Source organism: Bremerella cremea (assembly GCF_003335505.1).
Classification (GTDB): Bacteria; Planctomycetota; Planctomycetia; order Pirellulales; family Pirellulaceae; genus Bremerella; species Bremerella cremea_A.
The window spans coordinates 1-24,394 of the sequence record NZ_QPEX01000045.1; the positions used below are offsets into that span (position 1 = coordinate 1).

Annotated in this window: 24 protein-coding genes and 1 tRNA gene; 12 read left to right on the forward strand and 13 right to left on the reverse strand. The window is 53.3% G+C overall.

Annotated elements, in window-relative coordinates:
• Positions 1-221: hypothetical protein (locus tag DTL42_RS26640; protein WP_214608593.1), on the reverse strand; the 221-nt coding region annotated here is incomplete at its 3' end.
• A 7-nt stretch (positions 222-228) separates the two neighbouring features.
• On the opposite strand from DTL42_RS26640, the gene DTL42_RS20720 reads away from it, so the two are divergent.
• A complete protein-coding gene (locus DTL42_RS20720; protein WP_158545499.1) occupies positions 229-1,164 on the forward strand; it encodes a 3-keto-disaccharide hydrolase in 936 nt (311 codons plus the stop codon).
• A 121-nt stretch (positions 1,165-1,285) separates the two neighbouring features.
• On the opposite strand, the gene DTL42_RS20725 is transcribed toward DTL42_RS20720, so the two are convergent.
• Positions 1,286-2,971: a SpoIIE family protein phosphatase gene (locus DTL42_RS20725; protein WP_114371767.1), complete on the reverse strand. Its 1,686-nt coding sequence runs from the start codon at positions 2,969-2,971 to the stop codon at positions 1,286-1,288.
• A gap of 215 nt (positions 2,972-3,186) precedes the next feature.
• On the opposite strand from DTL42_RS20725, the gene DTL42_RS20730 reads away from it, so the two are divergent.
• The 4 genes from DTL42_RS20730 to DTL42_RS20745 all read left to right on the forward strand — a co-directional run bounded on the left by DTL42_RS20730 (position 3,187) and on the right by DTL42_RS20745 (position 6,695).
• Positions 3,187-3,257 (forward strand) — tRNA-Gln (locus DTL42_RS20730).
• A gap of 173 nt (positions 3,258-3,430) precedes the next feature.
• Positions 3,431-4,561: a S1C family serine protease gene (locus DTL42_RS20735; protein WP_234824291.1), complete on the forward strand. Its 1,131-nt coding sequence runs from the start codon at positions 3,431-3,433 to the stop codon at positions 4,559-4,561.
• A gap of 44 nt (positions 4,562-4,605) precedes the next feature.
• Positions 4,606-5,283 (forward strand): HAD family hydrolase, encoded by a 678-nt coding sequence (locus tag DTL42_RS20740; RefSeq protein ID WP_114371771.1) that lies wholly within the window; start codon positions 4,606-4,608, stop codon positions 5,281-5,283.
• A gap of 305 nt (positions 5,284-5,588) precedes the next feature.
• Entirely contained in the window at positions 5,589-6,695 is a 1,107-nt protein-coding gene (locus tag DTL42_RS20745; protein ID WP_114371773.1) for a M24 family metallopeptidase, read from the forward strand.
• A 50-nt stretch (positions 6,696-6,745) separates the two neighbouring features.
• Here the strand turns inward: DTL42_RS20745 and DTL42_RS20750 are convergent, their stop codons facing one another.
• Entirely contained in the window at positions 6,746-7,693 is a 948-nt protein-coding gene (locus DTL42_RS20750; protein WP_114371775.1) for a hypothetical protein, read from the reverse strand.
• Between the two features lie 322 nt (positions 7,694-8,015).
• Between DTL42_RS20750 and accB the strand changes: the two genes are divergently transcribed.
• Both accB and accC read left to right on the forward strand, forming a co-directional pair.
• Positions 8,016-8,525 carry an acetyl-CoA carboxylase biotin carboxyl carrier protein gene (gene accB, locus DTL42_RS20755; protein WP_114371777.1) on the forward strand — a complete coding sequence of 170 codons (510 nt, stop codon included), beginning with the start codon at positions 8,016-8,018 and terminating at the stop codon, positions 8,523-8,525.
• A gap of 50 nt (positions 8,526-8,575) precedes the next feature.
• Complete coding sequence (accC, locus tag DTL42_RS20760) at positions 8,576-9,919, forward strand: acetyl-CoA carboxylase biotin carboxylase subunit (protein ID WP_114371779.1); 1,344 nt, start codon at positions 8,576-8,578, stop codon at positions 9,917-9,919.
• Between the two features lie 83 nt (positions 9,920-10,002).
• Here the strand turns inward: accC and DTL42_RS26435 are convergent, their stop codons facing one another.
• The 5 genes from DTL42_RS26435 to DTL42_RS20780 form a co-directional block, all read right to left on the reverse strand.
• On the reverse strand, positions 10,003-10,170 hold the full coding sequence (locus DTL42_RS26435; RefSeq protein ID WP_158545500.1) for a hypothetical protein: 168 nt from the start codon (positions 10,168-10,170) through the stop codon (positions 10,003-10,005).
• 201 nt (positions 10,171-10,371) lie between these two features.
• Entirely contained in the window at positions 10,372-11,352 is a 981-nt protein-coding gene (locus DTL42_RS20765; protein WP_114371781.1) for a DUF1559 domain-containing protein, read from the reverse strand.
• Positions 11,353-11,748: 396 nt separating this feature from the next.
• The gene (locus DTL42_RS20770) at positions 11,749-12,192 is read right to left on the reverse strand and encodes a hypothetical protein (RefSeq protein ID WP_147274382.1); all 444 of its coding nucleotides are present in this window, start codon (positions 12,190-12,192) and stop codon (positions 11,749-11,751) included.
• 79 nt (positions 12,193-12,271) lie between these two features.
• Positions 12,272-13,951, reverse strand: a complete 1,680-nt coding sequence (locus tag DTL42_RS20775; protein ID WP_147274383.1) for a hypothetical protein — start codon at positions 13,949-13,951, stop codon at positions 12,272-12,274.
• A gap of 117 nt (positions 13,952-14,068) precedes the next feature.
• Positions 14,069-14,581 carry an alpha-ketoglutarate-dependent dioxygenase AlkB gene (locus DTL42_RS20780; protein ID WP_114371787.1) on the reverse strand — a complete coding sequence of 171 codons (513 nt, stop codon included), beginning with the start codon at positions 14,579-14,581 and terminating at the stop codon, positions 14,069-14,071.
• Between the two features lie 345 nt (positions 14,582-14,926).
• Here DTL42_RS20780 and DTL42_RS20785 point away from each other — a divergent pair, with 345 nt between their 5' ends.
• Together DTL42_RS20785 and DTL42_RS20790 are read left to right on the forward strand one after the other, a co-directional pair.
• The gene (locus tag DTL42_RS20785; RefSeq protein ID WP_114371789.1) at positions 14,927-16,222 is read left to right on the forward strand and encodes a 6-phosphofructokinase; all 1,296 of its coding nucleotides are present in this window, start codon (positions 14,927-14,929) and stop codon (positions 16,220-16,222) included.
• Positions 16,223-16,515: 293 nt separating this feature from the next.
• A complete protein-coding gene (locus DTL42_RS20790) occupies positions 16,516-17,778 on the forward strand; it encodes a PQQ-binding-like beta-propeller repeat protein (protein WP_158545501.1) in 1,263 nt (420 codons plus the stop codon).
• Positions 17,779-17,871: 93 nt separating this feature from the next.
• Here DTL42_RS20790 and DTL42_RS20795 read toward each other — a convergent pair whose 3' ends face one another.
• The 3 genes from DTL42_RS20795 to DTL42_RS20805 form a co-directional block, all read right to left on the reverse strand.
• Positions 17,872-18,150: a DUF4404 family protein gene (locus tag DTL42_RS20795; RefSeq protein WP_114371793.1), complete on the reverse strand. Its 279-nt coding sequence runs from the start codon at positions 18,148-18,150 to the stop codon at positions 17,872-17,874.
• Positions 18,151-18,224: 74 nt separating this feature from the next.
• Complete coding sequence (locus tag DTL42_RS20800) at positions 18,225-19,397, reverse strand: trypsin-like peptidase domain-containing protein (RefSeq protein ID WP_114371795.1); 1,173 nt, start codon at positions 19,395-19,397, stop codon at positions 18,225-18,227.
• A 106-nt stretch (positions 19,398-19,503) separates the two neighbouring features.
• Positions 19,504-20,592 (reverse strand): S1C family serine protease, encoded by a 1,089-nt coding sequence (locus DTL42_RS20805; RefSeq protein WP_114371797.1) that lies wholly within the window; start codon positions 20,590-20,592, stop codon positions 19,504-19,506.
• Positions 20,593-20,876: 284 nt separating this feature from the next.
• Here DTL42_RS20805 and DTL42_RS20810 point away from each other — a divergent pair, with 284 nt between their 5' ends.
• The 3 genes from DTL42_RS20810 (at position 20,877) to DTL42_RS20820 (ending at position 23,020) form a co-directional block, all read left to right on the forward strand.
• On the forward strand, positions 20,877-21,743 hold the full coding sequence (locus DTL42_RS20810; RefSeq protein ID WP_114371799.1) for an SDR family oxidoreductase: 867 nt from the start codon (positions 20,877-20,879) through the stop codon (positions 21,741-21,743).
• Between the two features lie 35 nt (positions 21,744-21,778).
• A complete protein-coding gene (locus DTL42_RS20815; protein ID WP_114371801.1) occupies positions 21,779-22,243 on the forward strand; it encodes a hypothetical protein in 465 nt (154 codons plus the stop codon).
• 81 nt (positions 22,244-22,324) lie between these two features.
• A complete protein-coding gene (locus tag DTL42_RS20820; RefSeq protein WP_147274384.1) occupies positions 22,325-23,020 on the forward strand; it encodes a hypothetical protein in 696 nt (231 codons plus the stop codon).
• A 40-nt stretch (positions 23,021-23,060) separates the two neighbouring features.
• Here DTL42_RS20820 and DTL42_RS20825 read toward each other — a convergent pair whose 3' ends face one another.
• Together DTL42_RS20825 and DTL42_RS26440 are read right to left on the reverse strand one after the other, a co-directional pair.
• Positions 23,061-23,996, reverse strand: a complete 936-nt coding sequence (locus DTL42_RS20825) for a DUF3472 domain-containing protein (RefSeq protein WP_114371805.1) — start codon at positions 23,994-23,996, stop codon at positions 23,061-23,063.
• Between the two features lie 215 nt (positions 23,997-24,211).
• Positions 24,212-24,385, reverse strand: a complete 174-nt coding sequence (locus DTL42_RS26440) for a hypothetical protein (RefSeq protein WP_158545502.1) — start codon at positions 24,383-24,385, stop codon at positions 24,212-24,214.
• Positions 24,386-24,394: the final 9 nt, after the last annotated feature.

A 24,394-nucleotide genomic window follows, 5' to 3' on the forward strand; every position in this document is an offset into this window, starting at 1 on the left:
GTCTGAGTCCACACCAGAACCGAAGTCTGAGTCCAAACCAGAACCGAAGTCTGAGTCCAAACCAGAACCGAAGTCAAACCAGAACCGAAGTCTGAGTCCAAACCAGAACCGAAGTCTGAGTCCAAACCAGAACCGAAGTCTGAGTCCAAACCAGAACCGAAGTCTGAGTCCAAACCGGTACCGAAGCCGCAGCCAAAGCCTGATCCGCGTAAGATTGCCATTACCGACTTGAGCGAGGTTGATGCCGACTTTGCTCTTCAGGGAGAATACTTCGGTAAGATTCGCCTTCCCAACGGCGTGCTTGAAGACGTTGGTATTCAAGTGGTCGCACGTGGCAATGGCAAGTTTGTCGGTCGTCAGCTTCGTGGCGGTTTACCAGGTAACGGCTGGTACAACGGAGCCAAACTTGAACTCACTGGCGAGCGTGAAGGACGCCGGGCCTTACTATTCCACGGCGATTACCGTGTTTCCGTTGAAGACAACAAAGCCACCATTGTTAACTCGCACGGCGACACGCTGGGCATCCTGTCGAAGGTTGATCGCCAGAGCCAGTTCCTGGGGCTCAAGCCGACCCCCAATGCCGTGGTGTTGTTTGATGGCACGTCGACGGAACACTTCGTGAATGGCAAGATCGACGAAAACGGCAACCTTCAGTTCGGCACCGTAACGAAACGTCCTGTGGGAGACTTCCGTCTTCACATCGAATTTCGCTTGCCCTATATGCCTTATGCCACCGGCCAAGGGCGTTCCAACAGCGGGCTATACATCCAAGAGCGTTACGAAGTGCAGATCCTCGATTCCTTCGGGCTCGATCCGCAGTTCAACGATTGCGGTTCGCTCTATCGCACGAAGATTCCAGACATCAACATGAGCTTCCCGCCGCTTTCGTGGCAGACCTACGATGTCTTCTTCACGGCAGCCCGCTTCGATAGCGAAGGTAACAAGATAGCCCCAGCCCGCATCAGCGTGGTACACAACGGAATCCTCGTTCAAGACAACTACGAGATCCCCAACAAAACCGGCGCTGGCAAGCAGGAAGGGCCAACCCCAGGGGTGCTCAAGTTGCAAGACCACGGTAATCCGGTCGTGTTCCGCAATATCTGGATCGAGTACCTGAACGAACCAGCAACGATCGGGGAAGAACTTCCTCATCCGGCGAATTAACGGTGCCCGGCCTAAGTGCCCGCACACAACATCCGTTCCGCTTGCTGCATTGGCAGCAAGCTTCCGGGCGAAACGCTACCGGCAATGCTAAACGGAGCGGATCAGAGAAATTCCCCCGGCGTTAAGCCTGGCGTTCCAGACCGACCATGCACATATCGTCGTACTGGGGACTTCCGTCCATGAACTTGCGGCAATCGTGGATGATCGCTTCGCTAATTACATCGACATCTGTGTGATCGGACACGCACTTCATCATGCGTTCCATGCCAAACTGATCCCCTTTCGAGTTCATCGCTTCGTTGATGCCATCGGTATAGATGAATAGCATCTCGCCGGGACTAAGCGTTAAACGGGCGACATCATAATCCATGTCTTCCATGATCCCCAGCGGCAAGCCGATTTCTTCTTCGAAGATCATGGAACAAGTTCCATCCGCTTTCCGCAAAATGGGTGGATTATGCCCGGCATTAATCAACGTAATCTCGTGATTGGCGGGGTTTAGAATGGCAATTGCCAGGGTGACAAACTTGTCGTCGGGGGTTGCGGCGGCAAAGTCATTGTTCAAATGATACGCGGCCTTCTGGGGATCGGGATCAGAAGCCAGGCAATAGCGAGCCTCCGCCGAAAGCTTGGCCATCATTAGCGAGGCCGCAATGCCATGCCCCACAACATCTCCCACCAAAATGGCCGTCGAGCCATCGGGCAAGGAAATATAATCGTAGTAGTCTCCACCAACCGAATTGGCGGCCAAATAGTAGTGGGCAAAACGATAGCCTTCGACCAAGGGATCGGAGGATGGCAGAAAACCAATTTGCACCTGATTCGCCGCATGCAGATCGCGCTGAAAAGAAATCTGGCGAATGGCCGCATCGTGTAATTGAGCCCGCTCGATTGCCGCCGCTGCTTGCATTCCAACGCTGACCAACACCTCGAGATCTTCCTTTTGGAAGCGTTTGCGCTGATCGAGCGTATCGATTTGAATGACCCCCACCACTTCGTCGTCCGCGCTAACCAATGGCGCGCACATGATCGAGCGAATCTTGAAGTCGGTGATACTTTGGCTCATCTCGAAACGTGAATCGGCTGCCGCATCGGCAGACAGGACGGCTTCACGGGTTTTCATCACGTGCTTAACGATGGTGCGGCTGATCCGAATTTCTTCCTCGTCATTCTCGCGCCGTGCTTTCGTCCAGCGAGGAATCATATTGCCCGACGCATCCATCATGATGATGAATCCGCGATCGGCCTGCAGGAAGATATGGAACAAGCTTTCCAGCACCTTAGGCAAGACCTCCTCCATCGAGAGGGTCCCCGTCAGTTCGCGAGTAATCTGCAAGAGCGCGTTGAGCTTCACCTCAGGGCTGGCCGTTAGGTGAATCGATCCACTTTGCGAGGAGACCTCGAATTTCGACATAATTGTCGAGGTAGCCCCGTCATCGTCGATCATCACTGCGCCAAACGCCCCTGGTCCATCGGCCTTTAGCCCGACGGTTTCCGTTGGCGAAGGTTTGTGCCCTTCAATTTTGTACTCGAAGGAAACATCGCATACGCGAATCGAGTCGTCGTGCTGCAAAATGTGAGGGCCTGAGAGCTGCACGTCGTTTACGAAAGTCCCGTTCCGACTTCCTAGATCCTCGATCTTGAACTTACCGTCGACTCGGGAAATCTTGGCATGGTAACGGCTTACCGCCCCAACTTCGACAATGATGTCGCACTCAGGGTGTCGTCCAATAACAAATTCTTGTCCGGCGAGAAAAATTTTCTTGCCGGCGTCCGGGCCATTCAGTGCAACCAGATAACTGGACATACCTTTGAAAGAGCTCCCAAAACAGGAAGTGGCCCAAGACAAGGCGCACCATCGCGAAATTTGTCGAGGAAAAGGACTTTTTGCTCGCTCTCTGTAAGAACAAGCAGAACAGGGTAGGGGTAGTCTAACAATTTCCACCCAGGTCCACCATAGTTCGACGCCTGAATCCCTTGACGCCAGACGACTTAGGCCCTAATCTTAGGCATTCCAAGCACTGGGGAATAGTGTAACGGTAGCACGACAGATTCTGACTCTGTTAGTCAAGGTTCAAATCCTTGTTCCCCAGCTTTTTCCGTTGGCTCGCAAGATCCGCGAGCTTTTTTTTCGCGCGGAAAGGAATTCCCGCCCCACCACTCCTTCTACTTCGCGTCCGTTTCGATGGAGCCTTCCTCTCAAAGCGGCCCTGCTGGGAACCATGATCGGTCCCAATCAAATTCAAACGCCGTTGCGCTTCTGAGGGTGTTTCTGTACTGCCTAGTTGTCGCTGTGTTCGGGGCTTGGGCAATCAGTTATTGGACTAGTTCGCCAGCGGACCAGGTGGTGCTCAACCCAGATGCCAAGCCACGGGTCATTTCCCCGCGAGGCGATTTGGCCGCCGACGAAAAATCAACGATCGATCTCTTTGAAAACTCTGCCGATTCGGTTGTCTTTATCACCACCTCCCAACAATTCCTGGCCGCCGGAACGGCTAAAGTTTCCGAAATGGCAACCGGGCAGGGGAGTGGCTTTGTGTGGGATAAAGAGGGGCACATTGTCACCAATTACCATGTGATTAAGCCGATCGTCCAGGGCTCTGGGCGAGCCCATATTACCTTTGCCGACGCTTCGAGCTACGTCGCCTCTGTCGTGGGTACTTCGCCCGAAAACGACTTGGCCGTGCTACAAGTGAAAGATTTTCAAGGCAAGGAATTTACCCCTATCCCCATCGGCACCTCTGCCGATCTGCGCGTAGGCCAGAAAGTATTTGCGATCGGCAATCCCTTTGGTTTCGATCATACGCTCACCACCGGAATCATTAGCGGGCTGGGGCGTTCGATCGAAGCGGAAGATGGTCGCCAGATTGACGATCTGATCCAGACCGATGCCGCAATCAATCCTGGTAACAGCGGCGGCCCCTTGCTTGATAGCAGTGGGCGGCTCATTGGGGTGAATTCAGCAATTTATAGCCCCAGTGGTGCTTATGCAGGCATTGGCTTTGCCATTCCTGTCGATACGGTCAACGCGGTCGTCACCGAGTTGATTCGTTTTGGCGTTATCAAACGTCCCTATCTGGGCGTTCGCTTCGCACCTCCGACAATCAACGCCCAACTTGGCATCCAAGGGGCAATCGTGGGGGAAGTCATCCCAGGCAGTCCTGCCGAGGCCGCTGGCATTCATCCCACCGTCCAGGACCCGCAAGGGGGCATCATCCTAGGAGACATCATCGTCGCCATCGACGGCAAGCCAATCCAAAATTACGGCGATGTGGTCAACGTTCTGTTCGACCACAAGGTGGGCGACGTGCTGGATATGAAGGTCATTCGCGGCGTACGCCCTGGCGGTACCGCCGAGGAAGTCGAACTACAAGTAAAATTGACGGAATCGACTTAGTATTAGCAGTCGTTCTTTACCTTCACCCCCAGCCAAAGCTTGCGATGAAAGTTTGTCTTTTCGACATTGATGGAACCTTGATCAACACCGGCAAAGCAGGCAAGGACGCTATGGTGGCTGCGTTTCTGCAAGCTGCCGAACTAACACAAATCGAGCACGACCTGCACCTCAGCGGGAAGACCGACCGCGGCATCTTTGGTGAACTGTTTGAACAGCACGGCAAATCCGTTTCGGAAGAGAACTGGCAGCACTTCATCGACCTTTACCTGGCTGGCCTCGAGAAAAATCTTCCTCTTCGCCAAGGTACCGTTCTGCCGGGCGTCACGCCGTTGTTGGCTCAACTTTCCGAGCGTGACGACGTGTTACTTGGCCTTCTAACAGGCAACGTCGCCCGAGGAGCCGAACTTAAATTGACGCATTACGGCATTAATCACTATTTCTCTTTTGGTGGTTTTGGCGACGTACACGCCCACCGTAACAACGTTGCCCAGGCCGCTCTGGAAGCTGCCCTTACGCACCATGGTCAGGCCATCTCTCCGCGCGACGTCTACGTAATTGGCGATACTCCCAACGATATCATTTGCGCGCAAGCGATCGGTGCGCAATCAATCGCAGTAGCCACGGGTGTTTTTTCGGTAGAACAACTCCGTCAGCATTCCCCCGACCTCTTGGTCTCAGACTTGGCTGATCTGAAGTCAATCAGCTCTTTCATCTTAAATTAGATTGCGTACTCCGCAACGAGCCGCAGTCTTCGGCAACGAAGCAGGAAAACACACAGCGTTCTGTTATGTCTTGCAGGGACTGCGAGTGCTTCCCCTCTCGAAGATTTCGATTTGAATACGAAGAAGTAATTCCTCGCTGCTTTCAATCCGATATCCGGCCGCATCTAGCAAGCCCGCTGGACGCGGCCGGTTTTGTTTCTCGACTCTACTTTTTGGCACTGGGTTGCGAACGCTAAGCATATCCCGAGAATTGGACCTTAGCAGAGGATTCATCCAGTCCCAACTTCTCGAAAGCGTAGCAACTCATGGCGTCTTCCAGCAGCAAATCGAACCCCCGCCTTTCAAAACTCCGCCGCTTGATCAAACAAAGCGGTGCCGATGCGTTGTTGGTCACCAATTTCAAGAATGTGACCTACCTGACGGGCTTTACGGGTGACGATAGCTATCTGCTGGTAACTCCCAAGAACGAAATTCTGTTTAGCGATCCACGTTATAGCGAGCAGCTAGAAACAGAATGCCCTGGACTGGAATTGGAAATCCGCCAACCAGGCGTTCCTATCCTTAGTACCGTCCAAAAAGCGGTTGCTAAAGCCAAAATCCAAACGCTCGGCATCGAAAGCCCTTCGATGACCGTCGAGTTGTTCCATAAGTTGTGTGCCAAGCTCGACAAAGTGAAAGTCCAGCCCGTCGATGGCTTTGTCGAGCAGCTTCGCGAGATCAAGGACAAGCAAGAGATCGCTTTGACGCGAGAAGCGATTGCCTTAGCTGAAAAGGCGTTTGCAATCGTAAAAGCAGGACTGCGTGGCGATCAAACCGAAAAAGAGATCGAAGCGATCATCAATTTCGAAATCCAGCGCAACGGCGGCCGAGGAACCAGCTTCCCACCGATTGTTGGTGTCGGAGCCCGGGCTGCTTTGCCACATGGTACGCCTGGCCTGACGAAGATTCAAGAAGACAGCTTTGTGCTGATCGACTGGGGCGCTGATTACCAGTTCTACAAAAGCGACCTGACCCGCGTGCTGTTCACCGGCAAAGCCCCCGCCAAGATGAAGAAGATGTACGACGTTTGCTTGAAGGCTCAGCTCGCCGCGATCGAACAAATCAAACCGGGCGCCATCATGAAAGATGTCGACCACGCCGCCCGTAGCGTGATCGCCAAGGCAGGCTGGGGCAAAAACTTCGGTCACGGCCTGGGGCACGGTCTCGGGCTCGATATCCACGAAGCCCCACGTCTCGGCTCAAACGTCGATCGCCCGCTGGAAGTCGGTATGGTTGTGACCGTTGAGCCAGGTATCTACATTCCCGGTTTCGGGGGCGTGCGCATCGAAGACGATATCCTAGTCACCAAAGATGGGCACGAAGTAATGACCAGCGTGCCCAAGTCGTTTGAAGAGATGCAGGTAACGCTGTAGCGAGTTACCTGGTTCACGACAACAAGGGGAGGGGACCAACCGTGGCTTGCCTATTCAACCGGCGGCAAGCTGCTCCAATCGGGATCGCCTTCCGGTTTGGGGGCGTTGCTATGGATAGTAGGTAGAGAACCCCAACCGCGAAACCTCTGATAGCCGGCTTGTATTGATGCCGAGCGACCTGGATTAGGCAGATTCTCTAAATCAAATTCGCTCTCGGGAATCGCTTCATTGACGTCTGTCCAGGTTAGCTTCCAATTCATAAAGGGGCTATGGCTTTGGCTTCTGAATTCGCGAAAGTTCGTGATCACCCAGACATCATTGACTTTCGCCCACAACATTTCTGAACGGGCGACCAGCCTTGTTCGATCGGCTCCGAGTTGTTCGATCCGGGTCGTGACATAATCACGCGAAGGATCGAGCCACAACTGCATCGTGACGGCGTAATGGTTTTCTTCTTGTTTTGGCAAAAGAACTTTGATTCGCCACAGCGTTTCCCCTTTCTCCGACTCCAACACTTCTGAATTCGCGAACGCTTCTTTCAACAAAGCATGGTTCGACATCCACTGCTGTAAACGCGATGCCGGTCCTAGAGAAAAACCGAGAGTTTGGACGTTAAAGGGCACGACACCTCGCTCCGACACATGCAAATCGGTCGGATTAAGAACGATAAAACTACGACCATCCCGGGCACTATATTGATGCTCAGAAGTCTCGAGAAAAGCCGACTTCAAGCCATCTTCTAAAAAATACGCCGGTATACGATCGTCGAAGACCAGTTCCAAGCGATCCTCGCTGATGCTTCCCTTTGTTATTCTGGTACGTTCAAGAGCCTCAGAAAATCCAGCAATCGAACATCGACCGCTCACCAGCCGATCGCGGGTTTCAGACATCTTCTTCAGGGCTTCCTTGGCATCGATCTCTTCCGCCCAGGCCGAGGGAAGCAAGATAAGTCCTAGCAGTGTGCAGCCGACAACGACTACGATTTGGTTCCTGAACATCACTGATTCTCCAAGATTCGTTTTTTGCGGTGCCTGCAAGTCCCTCCGTTATAGGGGGCGTTCTCATCGGAAGCAACCAATTGTTCGGGTACCGAATGAATCGTCGCTGCTCTGCCTGTTTTCAGCACGAACCTCCACTATCTCCGCCCTGATTAACGCGTTATAGCGAGGACAATTCTCACTTAAGCCGGGCAAGAGAGTCAATTTACGAGTTCCTAATCCCATCTGGACGAAACCTACGTTTATCCCTTACGCTGTAAAGCTTTGCCATAAACATAATTCGACCATAATCCTCTAGCGGACAATCCGTGGGAGCGCATGAATGTCTGATTCGAAATCGACGCCCAGCAATGTTTTTAACGTTGATACGGTGCGTGCCCTTGTCGAGCTGATGAAGCAGCATGATCTGAGTGAAGTTGACTTGCGTGAAGGGGATCAAAAGATCTCGCTGAAGCGTGGCAGCCAGGCCCCAATCTACGCAGCACCTGCTCCGATGCAGGTCGCTCCGATGCAGCAAGCCGTTGCCCCAGCCCCGGTTGCCGCACCAGCAGCCGGCGGTGGCGAAAGTGCCGCCGCAGCCGACTCCCACTTGGTTGCCATTAAAAGCCCCATGGTTGGGACGTTCTATATTCGCCCCAAACCTGAAGCAGACCCCTTTGTTCGCGTAGGCGATCACGTTTCCGACGATACGGTGGTCTGTATCATTGAAGCGATGAAGGTTTTCAACGACATCAAAGCGGAACTCTCTGGCAAGGTTGTCAAAATTCTGGTTAAGAATGAAGAGCCGGTCGAATATGGCCAGCCGTTGTTCATGATCGATCCGCAAGGTTAAGCAACTCCTTACTTCACCTTTCCACAGGGAAGGGGACCTGACACCTACGCATGTACAATCGAATTCTGATCGCCAACCGTGGCGAGATTGCTCTCCGTATTATCCGTGCTTGTAAAGAACTAGGCATCGAAACGGTCGCTATCTTCAGCGAAGCCGACCGTGACGCCGCCTATTTGAAACTGGCAGACGAAGCCTACTGTGTAGGCCCCGCCAAAAGCGCGCAAAGCTATTTAAAAATCGACCGCGTGATCAGCGCGGCAGAAGTCGGCAATGTCGAAGCGATTCACCCAGGTTATGGGTTCCTCGCCGAGAATGCCGAATTCAACGACATTTGCCGTAGCTGCAACATCGACTTCATCGGCCCATCGCCGGAAGCGATGGCCAAGCTAGGCGATAAGAACACGGCCCGGACCATGGCCCGCGAAGCCAATGTGCCGGTGGTGCCTGGCAGTGACGGTTTGATCGAAGACGAAGCAGAAGCTTTGCGGATCGCGCACGAAATCGGTTTCCCGGTTTTGATCAAAGCGACAGCCGGCGGCGGTGGTCGCGGCATGCGAGTCGCCGCGAACGACTTGGTGCTTAAGAATGCCTTGAACCAAGCCCAGAACGAAGCGGCTGCCGCGTTCGGCAATGCTGGTGTCTATATTGAAAAATATGTCGAACATCCTAGGCACGTCGAAGTCCAGGTCATCGCCGACCACCATGGCAACGCGGTACACTTGTTCGAGCGAGAATGCAGCACGCAGCGTCGTCACCAGAAGCTGATCGAAGAAAGCCCAGCGCCGAACCTTTCGCCGGAAACGCGGGAAGCGATTTGCTCGGCGGCAGTCCGCATGATTAAAGCGGCCGACTACCAGAACGCTGGTACGGTCGAGTTTATCGTCGACAAAGACGAGAACTTCTACTTCATCGAAGTCAACGCTCGTATTCAGGTCGAACACTGCGTTACCGAAATGGTAACCGGCATCGACTTGATTCAAGCTCAGATCCGCGTGGCCTCGGGTGAACCGCTTCCTTGGAAACAGGAAGACATCAAGCTGCAGGGCGCTGCGATCGAATGCCGTATCAATGCGGAAGACGCCGATAAGAACTTCATGCCTTGCCCCGGTAAGATCAACCAGCTGATCGTCCCTGGTGGCCCTGGCGTACGGTTCGATTCGCACGTTTACAGCGGCTACACCGTGCCGCCGCACTACGACTCGATGATCGGCAAACTGCTGGTCCACCGAGCGACGCGTCCCGAGGCGATCCGTTGTATGCTGCGTGCGTTGGACGAACTGGTGACCGACGGCATCACGACAACGGCGAACTTTCACAAGAAGGTGCTTAACCACTCGGCCTTCGCCGAAGGGAAGATCGACACGACGTTTGTCGAACGCACGTGGTTCTCTTAACGACATAATAAAACGACGCTCAGAAAATCACTGAGCGTCGTTTTTTTGTTTCTTGATCTTTCTACTTTGCCTGTGGCAGAAAACTATTTGCCGCTTTGTTCGCGGTTCGACATATCTCGCAACTCTTGTCGCATTTCTTCTTTCTCTTCCTTGGGAACTTCTTTCTCAGCGGCCGACTTGCCACAGCCAGTCAAAATCATCGCCGAGAGAAGTAGCGCGAGGCTCAACACGCCTCGGAAGCGTAAAGACATACGTTGCATTTTCGGAATCAAAGTTGAAAACTCCAATGTTAAGTTGAATGAGAAATTTAGACCTACTTTGCGTTCATTCAATCTGAAAGCTAGAGGCTTTTTGGGAAACGATTGTGCTCTGCGTTGCCCTGCTAAATACAACGCTATGCCGACATAAACATCGGCATTGCGGTCATTTAAGAAAACGAGACCGGGGCGAAGTTAATTCTTAGCAATTACTTCCCCGCCGTGACGGGTACCGTATGCAATCCAAGCAGTACCATCAATCGTCTCGGGCATGAACTGAACGCTGCCATCACACAAAAGCATTTGAGCGCCGCCTGGATGGTAGCTGCTCGCTGGCGAGACGATCTTATTGAAATCGCCTCCTGGCACGTAACCAGGCTGATTCGGTGTCGAGACATGGTTGTAACCAGTTCGCCAGATCGAGCCTTCCATCCAAGGTGTACCTCGATAACGCCACGAGCCTGACCAAGCAACGGTCAACGACTTCCAATCCAATTTCTTTAGCTCTTGCTGTACCCCGATCAAAGTCGTGGCCGAAGGGACACTGGTTTCGTAGCAGTCGAACTCAGAGTTTGGGGCTCCTGTATCGCCCGCGCCGTTAACTACTTCAGCAAAAGCGGCTGTGTTGCTTAAGCCATCAACAATCTTGCCAAACTTCAAAGGCTTGAGTGCCTTCGCGGTGCTGGCCCCTTGGCCATCGGCTTGCGGACCAAACACGCCGTCCCAGTTGCCTAGCACAACCCAACTGCCCCAGTTGCAGTGATAGTTGGTGTAGGCTTGTCCCGATCCTTCTGCCGGGAACGCGTCGCTGGGGCAGATAAACGATTTCACCGACAGGAAGCTAAGATCGTAGTTCGGCTGATCGAAAACACCTTTCGTCAGATCAAACTTGGCCGAGATGTTGCCCTGTTCCATGTAATCCGCCAACATCGCGTGGGGAGCAAAGTACTGAGCGTCGGAGTACTCTCCGCCTGGAATATACTTATGAGCACTCTCGAAGTTATGCAGAGCCAAGCCAAGTTGTTTCAGGTTATTCGAACATTCACTCCGGCGAGCTGCCTCGCGAGCTTGTTGCACTGCCGGCAAAAGCAAGGCAATCAAAACACCGATGATTGCAATTACCACTAAGAGTTCAACGAGCGTGAAGCCTTTTTGGTAAACCTTTTTGTCTGTCATGAAATCCTCTAAAAGAAATATGGGGAGATGAAGAGTGGGCAAAATATGACCACTTAGAGTTTGGACTTCCCAACGAAGAAACAAACTACTGCCTTAATAAGCACAGGGTGTGCCACAATGGAGGGATCGTGAACAAATTGATGTCACGAGAAACTAGATGCTACTGGAAAGAGATGGGTAAAGTCCAGTAAACAAAGTTAAAAACTAGAATTTCATTGAAAGTCATCTCGTCCCCAAAAGTAAGACCGACAAAGGTTAATCTGCCCAAGCATTTGGCATTTCTTGCCTGCAAAGCCAGCTACCTCCCAGGAACCACATGCCCCCCGAAGAAAGTAATAAAAAATCTGTTAGAGCAGGAAACCAATAGTCCGCCAACGTTCGACAGCGATCGTCATACTAATCAAGCGGGCAAGGAGGTTCCGGTGGGCGATGCGGAGAAGAGGCACCTAGTTTCCTCGTTCCTGCTTTGGAGGACGGTGCTAGAAGCATCCCTAGCAGTTGCGAAATCAGCCCCGCCATCAACAACAGGCAATAGCTGACAACCCTTTCAGACAGGAAATCGCCAGCATTCGAGGACCGATACATGTTGTTTCCTTGGCCTAGAAACACCTCGAAGAAAAAGAAGTACAAGATCCCGAAAATCCCCAGCCCCATCGCCCCTGGCCGAACGTGCGGATTGCCAAAGAGACCAACGACAATCCCCACGGTTGCTAACATCAAATAAATGGAAACGGTCAACCGTTGAAACGCCATGCCGCCATAAGCCGGATTGCCTAAGATCGCCGCTAAAAGAATGGCAATCCCTACGATCAACGAGGCGTAAATATATTTCCGGGGCATGGGCATCTCATTGGTATGTGCTTGAGCACGACTTATTAAGTCTGGATGACGAACCAGCAGGCCCAAAAGATTTGATTCCCTACTTGGCTAAATCGATGCCGCCGCCCCCCAAGCCAGCTTCGGTTCGATCAAACTTAAAATAACCAATCTCGACCAAATGCTGATAAATGGCCCGTTGAATATCACGTCGCTGGCGGATGATCAATCGGTTGCTTAACGCTTGAATCGAACGTCCCTCGCCCCAAGCATCGGGAGCAATGTCCCGCGTTAGCCGCTGAGCCAGCAGGCCAATATCCATACTGCTGAATCGTGGCTTGTCTTCAGTTGCTGGAATCGAATAAGTCATTAGGATCACCTCGGCGGCCTGTTGACGATACGCTTCTTCCGCAGCAATTCTCTTCGTTTGCCGCAGATCTTGCAGCAAGCTTTCCAACGTTGTATTTACCCATCCCACTTGCGAAACGACCAACGTGTCAGACGCTTCGCAGGGCAACAACGCTCCTACTCCGCCAAGCTCTTCCCATGCATCAGGAACGATCTGCCATTCGATCATTTCAATCAATCGCTGTTTAGGCGTCGGTAGCTCAAGTTCTCTGGGAACCGAGGGCCTATTCGGCACACCCACCCCGCAAAAGGTGCCGCCAATGTACGTTTCAAGCTTATCGGCTCCCTCTAACAACGAGACCGAAGGTGCCAAATCGCGGACGGGATAGACACGTACTTCCAACGAAGCCTCCAATTCCTCAAAACTGGTGATTTCCAGGTAGTCCCCCTTTATTCTCCAGCCCAGATCCAGATTTCGTGTCATATCGTTGAGCAACGTCGCCACGGACGCTTCATTCCATGTGCCGTTTACGGGAGTACTTTCATCGAGTCTGATGTCTTCGAGCCCCCGCTGGTCAATGATCACTTTCAAATCGAGCTGCTCTTCCAATAACTTGGCTACCTCGCCCAGCGGTACATCTCGCCACTTGGCCGAAATCAATTGACGTTCGATCTTTCGCCTGAGTTTGTCCGCTTGTTCCCCTAGCGGATGCGTTGGAATCGAAGCAACCTGATAGCTATCATTGGGGAGCGATTTCGCTTTCATCATGGCTGAAAACAGGCGTCGAATTCGATCGTGGAACGTGGCGGGCTGCGTTATCAACAAGCCATCCCCATAGATCTCGCACGAACCAGGGCCGCCCATTTCCTCCCAGGTATACGCTTCGATCATCAAGACAATCGCACGGACCTTTTCCAGATTCAACTTACACTTTCCATCCCCCAGCCACTGGTCAACGGGATAAAAGCGAGTCAAGAAGTATTTGCGATCATCAGACTCGCCTACCGACAGAACAACCAATCGATTGGGCTCAACCAAATAGGTTATATCAACTTGCCCCAAGACCAACTCCAACACGCTCCCAACTGCCAGGTTCTTCACATCAATCGAAATGGGTATTTCGCGAGTGAGTCCCAAGTCTTCCAAACTGCGATCGTCAATCCGCAATTCACAGCCCAATTGCTTCGCAATTTGAAGCATCACCTCTTCCAGCGGTACATCACTCACGCTGAGTGAGACCTTCGTCGTCCAAATTCGCTCGATCAGATTGTCAATCTCAGCAAGTTGCTGCTTGGCCAATTCCGCTTCCGGGGACTCGACCACGGTTACGACCGGGTCCGTTGTTTCACTTATCGCAGCAGGCGGATTCTGAGCGTAAACGGTACTGGCTGTCAGAAAGATCCATACCAACAGATAACAGCGTTTGATTTTCATGATGGTGCCTGATGAGAACTTCAAATCGGCTACCTGATGGAGCTTGAGCCGATGAAACAAGCCAAATCTTTAGGGTACCCTGATTCCCCACTGCCGACAAAACAATTGTCCCCACGTTTATTGGATCGCCCGCCACGTAAGGCTGATCCGTGGGCCGGCCCCTGGTTGCCGCTTGATGGCATGTTTCCAGGCCATTTGGATTTCGGCTCCCATGTAAAGCAGCGACCCCGGTTCGAGCTTATAAGCTACCTCTGTGGTGCCGTCGATCGAGCGAAACGAGATCGTGCGTCTACTTCCGAGAGAAACAATCGCCACGCCAGTCCGGGGTAGCAGTCCAGACGTATCGTCGGCATGGTACCCCATCGTGTTCTCGCCGGTCTCGTAGTAGTTCGCCAGGCAGTTGTTAAATGGAATTTCTAAATGCAGCGCGAGTTGATCTCGCAGTTCGATAAGACCGGGAAGTAGCTCCGTCGACGCATAACTCATCTGCGAATAGATGTACGGCTTGCCAAAGCTGGCCGTCTTTCGGGCCCGCATGCTTTCGTCCCAGCGAACGGTGCCAACCAGTTCGTCAAACAAATCTTGCTGAGCAGCCAAAAACGCGTGTTCAAGTAAAATCTCTGGGACCATGATTTCAGCGATTAACAAGAATGAGCGGGATTAATGAATCGATCTCTTCAGGCTCTCTCGAAAGATAAGGTTGCACGTTGCGATGGTTCCCCGGTGACATTCGCGAACATTCCAATGAATTGCAACCCAATGAAGAAACGCCGAACAATATTCCTGCCAAAGAGCTGAAGCGGCCGTAACGCCTGCTACAGTCCCATTAAAAGAGTCCTACCGCACACTATCTTACCCCAGAGATAGCCAAAGTACCCGATGATTTTACCTTAGGTTGAAAACCACCCCATACCGCATAAAATCAGCAATTCAATCAATTGTCTGAAAATTGCTTTCTCCCGTTGGAATGGAACCATGACCAATAGCCTCTCCCATCCGCCAAAGCCAGAACACAACTTTAAACGCGTTGCCATCCTGTTCTCAGGCGGGCCGGCTCCGGCAGCCAATGCGGTGATTTCGACTGCTGCGGTTTCGTTCCTGCGTGCTGGCATCGAAGTGCTCGGGATCAAGAACGGTTACTCGAACTTGATGGAGTTCGGCCCAGATCGCCCAATGGAAGAAGACCGCGATTACATGATCCTCAGCCACAAGGCCCTCAGCCGCAGCCGGGCCAAGCAGGGGATTATGATCGGCACTGCCCGGGCCAACCCTGGCAAAGCGATCTCGCACCCAGACCACTTGAAAGATAAGGAACGTTGCAAGGCGTTCCAAACCACCTACGATGCATTGTGCTCGCTGGGTGTTGACGCTTTGATTTCGATTGGTGGGGACGACACGCTGAAGACCGCCAACAAGTTCAAGATGTTCCAAGACACGCTACCTGAAGGTAGCAAGAAGATGCCGGTCGTTCATCTGCCCAAGACGATCGACAACGACTACAACGGTATCGACTTCACGTTCGGTTTCTTCACGGCAGTCGACTTCCTTTCCACCGAAATCCGTACCCTGCTGTACGATGGCGAAGCCTCGAAGGCATACTTCTTGTGCGAAGCGATGGGACGCAGCGCTGGCTGGTTAGCTTACGGTGCCGCAATCGCCGGGGAAGCCTCTTTGGTGATCAGCGTCGAAGACATCATGGGTGACTTCGTCGAGAAGGAATGGGAAGAAGGGGGCAAGACCCGCAAGACGATGAACGTGCCCAAAGTGGTCGACCGCATCGTCAAGACCATGCTGGCCCGCGAAGCCGAAGGGAAAGAATTTGGCGTGATCGTGCTGGCCGAAGGCCTAGCCGAGATGCTGCCGGAAAGCTACCTGGAAGGCGTTGCCCGCGACGACCACGGCCACATTGCGATCACCGATATTCAGTTGGGCCGCACGTTCAGCAAATGGGTCGCCAAGGCTTACGAAGAAAAGACTGGCCGCAGCCGCAAGGTGACCGGGGTTCAAATCGGTTACGAAGCTCGCTGCACCAAGCCACTCGCCTACGACGTGATTCTCGGCAGCCAGTTGGGCGTTGGTGCCTACCGTGCCCTGGTCGAAAAGAAGCTGAACGGCGTGATGGTCTCGGCCAGCGGCCAGTTCGAGTTGCACTATGTCGATTTCGCGGACCTGGTAAACCAAGAGAACCTGGTCACGGTTGTCCGCCACATCGAACCTGGTTGCGACTTCCAAAAGTTGGCCCGCTTCCTGGAAACCTACGTCAACGACTAAGCTCGTTCGACTATCAACCATTCACGAAAGAGGCCGCCTTGGTGCGGCCTCTTTTTTTGTGTTTGCCAAGGACAGAACGGGAAGCGTCAGCACGGGTTATGCAGATGGCCACAGATAATCACCAAACGCATTTCTCTCGCTCCCCTTCGTAGAGAAAGCAATAATCCCCCCGCCAGAGTTCATCCACTTTCGGCGGTTGGCGCGTGGAATGTTGCGGGGAAACCGATTACCATCAAGGGCGAATGTCCCGTCCTCGATATCCCTCCTTCTTCCCTGTCTTGGGGTTTTGTTTTATGCCGACCGTTCGACCCTGGCTTGCTTTCTTCTTGGTGTGCCTGACGTGTGCTTCCGCTTCGGCTCAAGAGTGGACTCGTTTTCGTGGGCCCAACGGCAGTGGAGTTGCTCCGGCAGCGAACATTCCTTCGTCCTTTACCGAGGCCGATTTCAACTGGAAAACAAAGCTACCAGGCACCGGGCACTCGTCGCCAGCGATTTGGGGCGATCGTCTCTTTCTGATGAGCGCCGATCCGGAAACGGCCGTTCGTTATGTGCTGGGAATTGATACCCAAACCGGCAAAATAGTTTGGCAGAAGCAATTTCCGTCTGCAGAAAGCCACCTGCACACCAAAAGCAGCTATGCCTCGTGCAGCCCGGCTGTCGATGAAAATCACGTCTACGTGGTATGGGCCGACGACGAGAGCACCCAGTTGATGGCCTTAAGCCACGACGGCGATCTTGCTTGGGCCGCCGACCTGGGCCCTTGGGTCAGCCAACATGGTTTCGGCACCTCGCCGATGATCTACCAAGACAAGCTGATCTTATCGCTAATGCAGCTAGGCGACCCGCGTAAGGTTGGCAACCGTTCGCCAGGCAAAAGCCGCCTAATTGCTTTCGACCGCAAATCAGGCGAACGCCAGTGGGAAGTCGACCGTGTAAGCGATGTGGCCGCTTATTCAGTCCCTTGTATTTACACAACCAAGGAAGGTAAGGAACTGCTGATCTGCAACAGCAGCGCGCATGGCATTGCTGCTCACGATCCAGAAACGGGCAAAGAACTTTGGTCCGAGCAAGTCTTCAACATGCGTTCGGTTTCGTCCCCGGTTGTCGCTGGCGATTTTATTCTCGGTTCGTGTGGTTCTGGTGGCGGCGGCAACACGGTCAGCGCGGTCGATCCCAACGGTGGCCAACCCAAGCTGGCCTGGCGGATGTCTAAGTCTGCCTCGTACGTGCCCACACCGGTCGCTCACGACGGCAAGGTCTTCGTCTGGTACGACAAAGGCATCGTCAGTTGCCTCGACGGTAAAACCGGAGACGTACTCGGACAAAAGCGTGTCGGCGGCAACTACTACGGCTCTCCCATCCTAGTCGGCGATCGCCTGTTCTGTCTCTCGGAAGAAGGCAACCTGGTTGTCGTTTCTGCGGATGACCAGTTGAAGGTACTTGGCAAAAGCCCACTCGGCGAAGGAAGCGAATCAACCCCAGCCGTTTCTAACGGAGTGATGTACCTGAGAACGTATTCGCATTTGATCTCGGTGGGTGGGCAGCAGGGCTCGTAACAGCGTTTCTCCCTTCATCGGCTAAAACACAAAAAAAGACCGCCAGCAGAGACATGCTGGCGGTCTTTTAGTTTCTTGAGATCGAGTTCGCGTCTATAGCCCGCTGTTACCCAAAATATCGGCCAGGTTGTTCAGTACCCGGGTTAGGGAAGGGTAGCTGGTGTCTTCCAATTGCGAAGAACGTTCTTCGAGGGTTTCTCGCAGGGAAGGGTGGGCTAGGGCAGCGGTGTCTTCTCGGTGCAATGCATCGTTAATCGACTCCATCACCCCCTCCAGCCGAACTCTCGTATCCGCGTCGAGATGATCGACATCGCGGAGTTCTTTTTGCAACTCTTGGAGTGTTTGGCGTAATTCGGAGAGTTTGTCTTCCATGGGTTGTCGATCGTCATGCAGAGGGTTTCGAGCAGCACCAATTCCAACTTATCCGCGAGGTGCCAATAACTATTCTACTTCGACGTCTCGCGTGGAATCCACCCGGGGTTAACCACTGGTGGATCGATGTTTTCGGAAATGACCGGTTTGGCGCTCAAATGCGACTGGACAATTTCCGAATTGCGCGTCGCTCCGGCGGCAGAAAGCATCTTCGAGACCGCATTGCTCAGTTCGTTGCCAGGTATGGCATAGGTTGCCACACGCCCAGCACGAGCAATATTGAGGCCCACCACCTTGCCGTCCAGGTTCACAATCGGCCCGCCGCACTGTTCCGGCTGTAAATAGCTATCGTGCTGGAAAACAGCCGGGAAGCCGCTCCGACGGGTGCTCAGTTCGCCGCCAAGATGATTTTGGAACTCATGCCGGGCCTGGCCACGCCCGGCAACCCATTCTCCGAGAATCACGTTGAGGTGCATTTCCTCTTCGGCACGTCGCAGTGTCAGACGTAGCGAGTCTCCTGGCTCGTAGGTACGAACCGTTTCAATCAAATGCGATCCCGTTTCGATATGCGTGTTGTTGATCGAAAGAATGACATCTTGTGCCAGAATCCCAGCGGTTGCGGCCGCGCTGGCTTCGACTACCTGATCCACAACCGCTGGCCCAGGACGCTGCGAAAGCATTACGCCCAACATTGCGTTTTTCACATCAATCTTGTGCGGTTCTAAGCCACACACTCCGATCGCGACAGGTTCCTCGCCGAGCCCGGCGGTCGCCAATATACTGCCGACCGCTGGCTTGTTATCGGCGGCGATTTCCATCACCGGCAAGTTTTTGGCTTCGATCCTTACAAGCGCCAAATCGTGCTCTTTGTCGATCGAGACAATTTCGTTGGCAAGGTACTGATCGCCGTTGGCCATTGCGACCACTAAGGGCGCCTCGTCACCATAGGTGTTCACCAGGCTGGCCTTGGTGACGATCAATCCATTGGGATCGACAACGCCCCCCATGGCAACCTGCTGGTCGCCTCGCTTGAGTTCGACCGTCGCACTGCGGGCTTTTCCTACAACAGTATGAAAAGCACCAAGCACCTCGCTGCTGTTGCGTTGGTGGATGCGTTTCATGAAACGCATCGCGACACCATCACTCTCAAATATCTGAGCATGGGCCGGAGCAGGTACCAGGACAAGTCCAGCCAGCGGTGCAATCACCAAAAACGAGAATAGCAAATTCAAACGAAACCGGGGCATCTGTTCACTCCGTTGTTTCGTCGTCGCATAGCTTCAGACAAACTGCCGCTCCTCGAAACAAGCGACAATCTTCCGAGTAGTCAAATCGAGAACTTCCCGCCAGGGACTATTCGCGATCTAGTTGACGACGATCCGTAAGTTCAACTTCGAGAGTAATAACGTTGCCCGAGCTGCGCCGTATCCGTACGTTGATGCGATCGCCCGGAGAATACTGATTTACCATCAGCTTCAAATTGTCGAAGGAGTCGATCTGGCGATCGTTAAATCGCAAGATTTGATCTCCCTCTTGGATTCCCGCTTTGTCTGCCGGAGAACCCGGGGTAACACGCGTGACCACAACTTCCTGTCGCTCTGTGTCACAACGCACACCCAAATATGGTTGCGTTCCGCCAAGCCGTCCCCACACCTCCGATTTTCTTAATCGGTCGAGATTGTCGAGGTACTGCGTGGAAGGAACATGCAAATTCGCCGTAATTCGGTTGCCAATACGGCTGTTGATCCCAATCACATTGCCTTGAATATCCAACAAGGGGCCACCACTATCGCCACCCACTAAGGTCGCGTCGGTCGCGATCACATCGCTACTGTTGGCCAGTACGCGGCCGAGTCGCAGGGCAGGGCGACGGTCTTTGACGATGCCGCCTGCGTGCCCCATTACTAATACCCACTCTCCGTCTTTTAAGTTCGCGGAAGAACGGACCGGAAGGTGTTTATATTTTCCGGGGGTGGTGATTTGGATCGCGCCAGAGTCAATACTCCGATCGGTTCCCAACGTTACCCCTTTGACGCGACTGCCATCGTTGAGGATAACCGTTACCTCTCGCCCAGGCTTCCCAATCACATGCCCTGCGGTGAGGATCAAACCATCTTCGCTTACCACCACCCCAGAACCTTGCGCTGATCCGACGATCACCCCAACTGTGGCATCTAGCGCCTTCTGGGTGACCTGCTGAATCAACTTCTCCATCGAACGCAAGTCGGCTACGTCGTGCGGAGCATCGCCAACGAGCACTTCTGAAAAGTGCGTCGTCTGCTGAACACTGGCAGGCTTTTCCTTTTCCTGAGCATGGGCTGTCAGGGGAAAGCAGCAAACCAATCCACACAGAATCAGTAAGTTAAAAAACGATGCCGTTAACTTCGAACACGAGTAGCCTGCGAGAAGAGGAGAAGAGGCGAGGATAGTCCGTTGTTTCATTTTGTGCCCTTAAGAATCAGTTTTACCACCTTCGACTACGGCAGGATCGTAACGGGGTTCGGCTTTATTCTAGGAATACGATCAAGAGTTTGTCACGTCTTGGGCGTCCGCGACCGAGGAGGGACCACGCCTCGAAGTCACTGCTATCAGCAATTCCACAATCTATAGTAGTCAACCCAGGAATACTTTGGTAGTGTCTGCCGGGATTTGGCAAAATTGACAGAAGCATTGAAATTGACAAGGCTTACCGCTTTTCCCTCCCCCCTTAGAAAGCAGCAAACCCCGTGGTTTCCCGCACAAGATTGATTGTCGGATGTGGCTATGTTGGCCAGCCGTTGGCCAACCGTTGGAAACAAATGGGCGATCTCGTTTTTTCGACGACGAGATCGCCAGAGCGAGCCCGACAGTTTGAACAGGCAGGTTGGCGCTCTGTATTAGCGGATGTCACCAACCCGCAAAGTTTGCGTGATTTACCAGAAACCGACACCGTTGTCTTTGCGGTTGGGTACGACCGCGACAGCAACAAAACGCGGGAAGAAGTTTATAACGAAGGTTTGAAACAAGTCCTCGATCACCTCAGCGAGCAAACTCGGCGTTTGATCTTCGTGAGCACGACCGGAGTGTATGGTGACGCCGCCGGGCAAACCGTCGACGAAACAACCCATTGCGATCCGGCCCGCGCTGGCGGAAAAGCTTTCTTGCTGGCCGAGCAGTGCCTGCAAAGTCACCCGATTTGGAAAAGTCGTAGTATTATCTTGCGGATGGCTGGCATTTATGGCCCTGACCGCGTGCCACGTATGGACGACATTCAAGCAGGTAAACCCATCCCCGCACCCGCTGGCGGCGCGCTCAACCTAATCCACGTCGACGATGCCGTTCAAGCAATTAGCCTGGCCGCCGACGCCGAGACGTTCTCGCCGGTCTACATTGTCAGTGACGGCCACCCAGTCGATCGCCGCGACTACTACCGCGAAGTCGCCCGCCTATTAGACGCCCCCGAGCCAACCTTCGAACAGCCAGAACCCAACTCCCCAGCCGCCCAACGTGCTCAAGCCGATCGCAAGATGAGCAACCAGCGAATCGTAAACGAATTGGGCTTCCAGCCAAAATACACCAACTACCAGGCAGGGCTGGCGAGCATTTTGGGTTAGGATAATTTGGGGCACCTCGAAGGTTCCAAAAGAAAATGGGCACGATACTTCAACGCGGAATCACGGGTTTTCGAGACCGTCGCGATCAGCCACTTCCAATGTGCGATCTGAATGCGTTTCGGTCCGCTTGTCACACCGTGAGTCAAGTAACCAAGTGCTCTCTAAGTGCGCCGATTCAGCAGCCAAACAATCAACGCAACTTCATAACGGCCCAGTTTGCTACGCCGTATGGAGAGATCGCAGCGATGTTGAATCAGCACTTTCCGCTACTCGGATTTGCCGTGGCCTCGCTGCCAGGGAAACAACTTCGATTCGTTGATGCCCCAGAACAAGCAACCGCATTCACGCAATTAGGCATGTATCGCGTTCTTTCCTTGTCCGATCTTCAGCAACCTATCACGGACGACGATCTAGCGAGCTTATCGCCGACCGAGATCGAACAGGTAAACTATTGGAAACCGACTTCACTTGGGCAAATCATTTTCAACGCTTGGGATTGAACGAGCCGCCCGTCAACCTTTAATGGCTCATCGAATACAGCAACGTTGGCCGGGGCCTCTCCACCGGCTAAACTAATTCGCATGCAACCGCCCCCTATCGAAAACGATCGAGCCGCTGCCCCGTCGCACTCGGAACAGCCGAAGCGGAGTTGGTATCGTTTTACGCTCCGCAAAGTGGTGGTTGGCTTCGTCTTGTTGAGCGTCTTGTTCGCTTACTTGCGCTATACGCACTGGGGCTACGTAGCAACCGAAGCCGTCACGAAGATGGGCCGCAGCGTCGGGCTGGTTGATCCGCCTGATACTTCTAAGATTCAAGTTACCGCGGTGCGGCCGTTTGGCACACTCGACTACGAGTGGCGAATTAGCATTCCGGCGGGAGAGAAGTACGTGATCTGCCACTCAACGGGTCAGATACCCAGTGACGATTTCCCGCCTGCCCACGGCCAGCCTCTGCCCAACGAAGCATTGGTTTCTTACTATCTCACCAGCGGAAATGCTGAAGGTTACATACGTCACGGTCTGGGATGTAGCATTCATTCATGCGATGGATTAGTCCCAGTCTACCGCAGCGCTGGGCAGTCACTTGGCAAAAATCTTGCTTGGGTGTATGGCCAACTGAAGACAACTGGGATTCTGCCGGAGAATGGAACGCAATCATTTGCTCCAGGTGAACGAATTGTCTTGATTCGTTCGGTGACAACGCAGCGGAAAGGTTCGTGGGGAATCTGGAGCAATCGAGGCGATGGCATTCTCATCTGGCTAGAGCCTGCCCCGTAACAATCGGCGGCAGACTCAACCAGTCAATCGGTGACGTCGTTCACTTCTCCGCAGTCAACTCCAACGCATGCCGTCGCTCTTTCGGATCGCGGACGAACATGGCCCCCACTTCCACGACCGCATTCTCGCCGTCGGCTTGTACCTTGGCACAATCAGGCGAACTGGTCGATCCCGCCGCTTCGTCTGGGTAAAAGGCCATGGCCCGCTTCAAAGCAGCTTTTTCGCCGTTGATGCGAGGCCAACCAAATGTAACGTTGACCTTGGGAATGTTCGAGCGAGGAATTTTGGAGGTCGAATAGACTTCAACGAATGCCGAATGGCGATTCCAAAACTCGAACTCTGCCCCCTCAAACAATAGACTTCCCACCTCGGTTACCTCGTCGTCGGCGTGATTACGCACACGGCAGGTGAACCACGTCGCAGGCTTTCCATCCCGCTCGATCGTTTCCCCTTTGTAAATTCCCCAGGTGTAGGTTCCCTTCTTCCACGCGTAAGTACGCCGGACGCTGGCGAACTCTCCTTCGTACCCGGCACTTTCCACCAGGCACTCGTCGTCCGCTTTACGAACATGCTCTAGGCCGATTGGTGTCTTCTTGTCGGAGGACCACCTTGAGAAGATCGCCCCATGGCCACGATGCACGCGGGTTTGTTCATCACCGCTGACCCAGCCGTTGATATTCGTTTGCAGCCCGCCGTAAAACTGCAAACCGTTAATCAACGACGAACCGCAGGGAGAGATATAAAGGTTGTAGGTCTCCGGCACATCACGATCGATGGTGATGTCGATTTCCAGCGTCTCGAAATTCTTGACTGGTCCCTCGAAGAACCACCAAATGTTGGCCAGGTGCCAAGGTCGTCGGGGTAACTTTACTCCCAACTCTTGAGCCATTGCATCAGGCGTCGGCTGCGCACAAGGATCGTCCGCCCAAACCAGCGAAACCAAACATAACCAAACCAATAAACTCGTCCAACGCATTAGGAAAGCTCCCAGAGGATTGTGGGGTAGGAGCTATTAGTATACGTACGATTTCGCGTAATACCTAGAGCGGGCTTGCCGCATCCTGGGTGAACGGTACACCTTTCATTCGGTTGTTTCACAACACAAAAAAAAGGCGATCCACCATAAATAAGCGGAACGCCTTTCATAATTTCAAGTTTCACGCCTGAAAATATTGGCGTGAGCGAAGAAGATTACTTCTTCCCTTTCTGCATTGCCGATTCGGCATCATGAACTTCCTGATCGTTGGCTTCGATCTGAGCCTGGGCATCAGGGGTTAGTTCGCCGCTGGGTGCCTTAGAAGAACCACCGCAGCCAATAGCAGCCGAAAGGGCAACCAACATCATAAAGTAAGTAACGTATTTCATGAGGGGTAA

Coding starts and splice junctions, on each gene's coding strand:
- DTL42_RS20725 (WP_114371767.1), bottom strand. CDS start 2,971: ATGTCCAGTTATCTGGTTGCACTGAATGGCCCGGACGCCGGCAAGAAA.
- DTL42_RS20740 (WP_114371771.1), top strand. CDS start 4,606: ATGAAAGTTTGTCTTTTCGACATTGATGGAACCTTGATCAACACCGGC.
- DTL42_RS20745 (WP_114371773.1), top strand. CDS start 5,589: ATGGCGTCTTCCAGCAGCAAATCGAACCCCCGCCTTTCAAAACTCCGC.
- DTL42_RS20750 (WP_114371775.1), bottom strand. CDS start 7,693: ATGTTCAGGAACCAAATCGTAGTCGTTGTCGGCTGCACACTGCTAGGA.
- accB (WP_114371777.1), top strand. CDS start 8,016: ATGTCTGATTCGAAATCGACGCCCAGCAATGTTTTTAACGTTGATACG.
- accC (WP_114371779.1), top strand. CDS start 8,576: ATGTACAATCGAATTCTGATCGCCAACCGTGGCGAGATTGCTCTCCGT.
- DTL42_RS26435 (WP_158545500.1), bottom strand. CDS start 10,170: ATGTCTTTACGCTTCCGAGGCGTGTTGAGCCTCGCGCTACTTCTCTCG.
- DTL42_RS20765 (WP_114371781.1), bottom strand. CDS start 11,352: ATGACAGACAAAAAGGTTTACCAAAAAGGCTTCACGCTCGTTGAACTC.
- DTL42_RS20770 (WP_147274382.1), bottom strand. CDS start 12,192: ATGCCCCGGAAATATATTTACGCCTCGTTGATCGTAGGGATTGCCATT.
- DTL42_RS20775 (WP_147274383.1), bottom strand. CDS start 13,951: ATGAAAATCAAACGCTGTTATCTGTTGGTATGGATCTTTCTGACAGCC.
- DTL42_RS20780 (WP_114371787.1), bottom strand. CDS start 14,581: ATGGTCCCAGAGATTTTACTTGAACACGCGTTTTTGGCTGCTCAGCAA.
- DTL42_RS20785 (WP_114371789.1), top strand. CDS start 14,927: ATGACCAATAGCCTCTCCCATCCGCCAAAGCCAGAACACAACTTTAAA.
- DTL42_RS20790 (WP_158545501.1), top strand. CDS start 16,516: ATGCCGACCGTTCGACCCTGGCTTGCTTTCTTCTTGGTGTGCCTGACG.
- DTL42_RS20795 (WP_114371793.1), bottom strand. CDS start 18,150: ATGGAAGACAAACTCTCCGAATTACGCCAAACACTCCAAGAGTTGCAA.
- DTL42_RS20800 (WP_114371795.1), bottom strand. CDS start 19,397: ATGCCCCGGTTTCGTTTGAATTTGCTATTCTCGTTTTTGGTGATTGCA.
- DTL42_RS20805 (WP_114371797.1), bottom strand. CDS start 20,592: ATGAAACAACGGACTATCCTCGCCTCTTCTCCTCTTCTCGCAGGCTAC.
- DTL42_RS20815 (WP_114371801.1), top strand. CDS start 21,779: ATGGGCACGATACTTCAACGCGGAATCACGGGTTTTCGAGACCGTCGC.
- DTL42_RS20820 (WP_147274384.1), top strand. CDS start 22,325: ATGCAACCGCCCCCTATCGAAAACGATCGAGCCGCTGCCCCGTCGCAC.
- DTL42_RS20825 (WP_114371805.1), bottom strand. CDS start 23,996: ATGCGTTGGACGAGTTTATTGGTTTGGTTATGTTTGGTTTCGCTGGTT.
- DTL42_RS26440 (WP_158545502.1), bottom strand. CDS start 24,385: ATGAAATACGTTACTTACTTTATGATGTTGGTTGCCCTTTCGGCTGCT.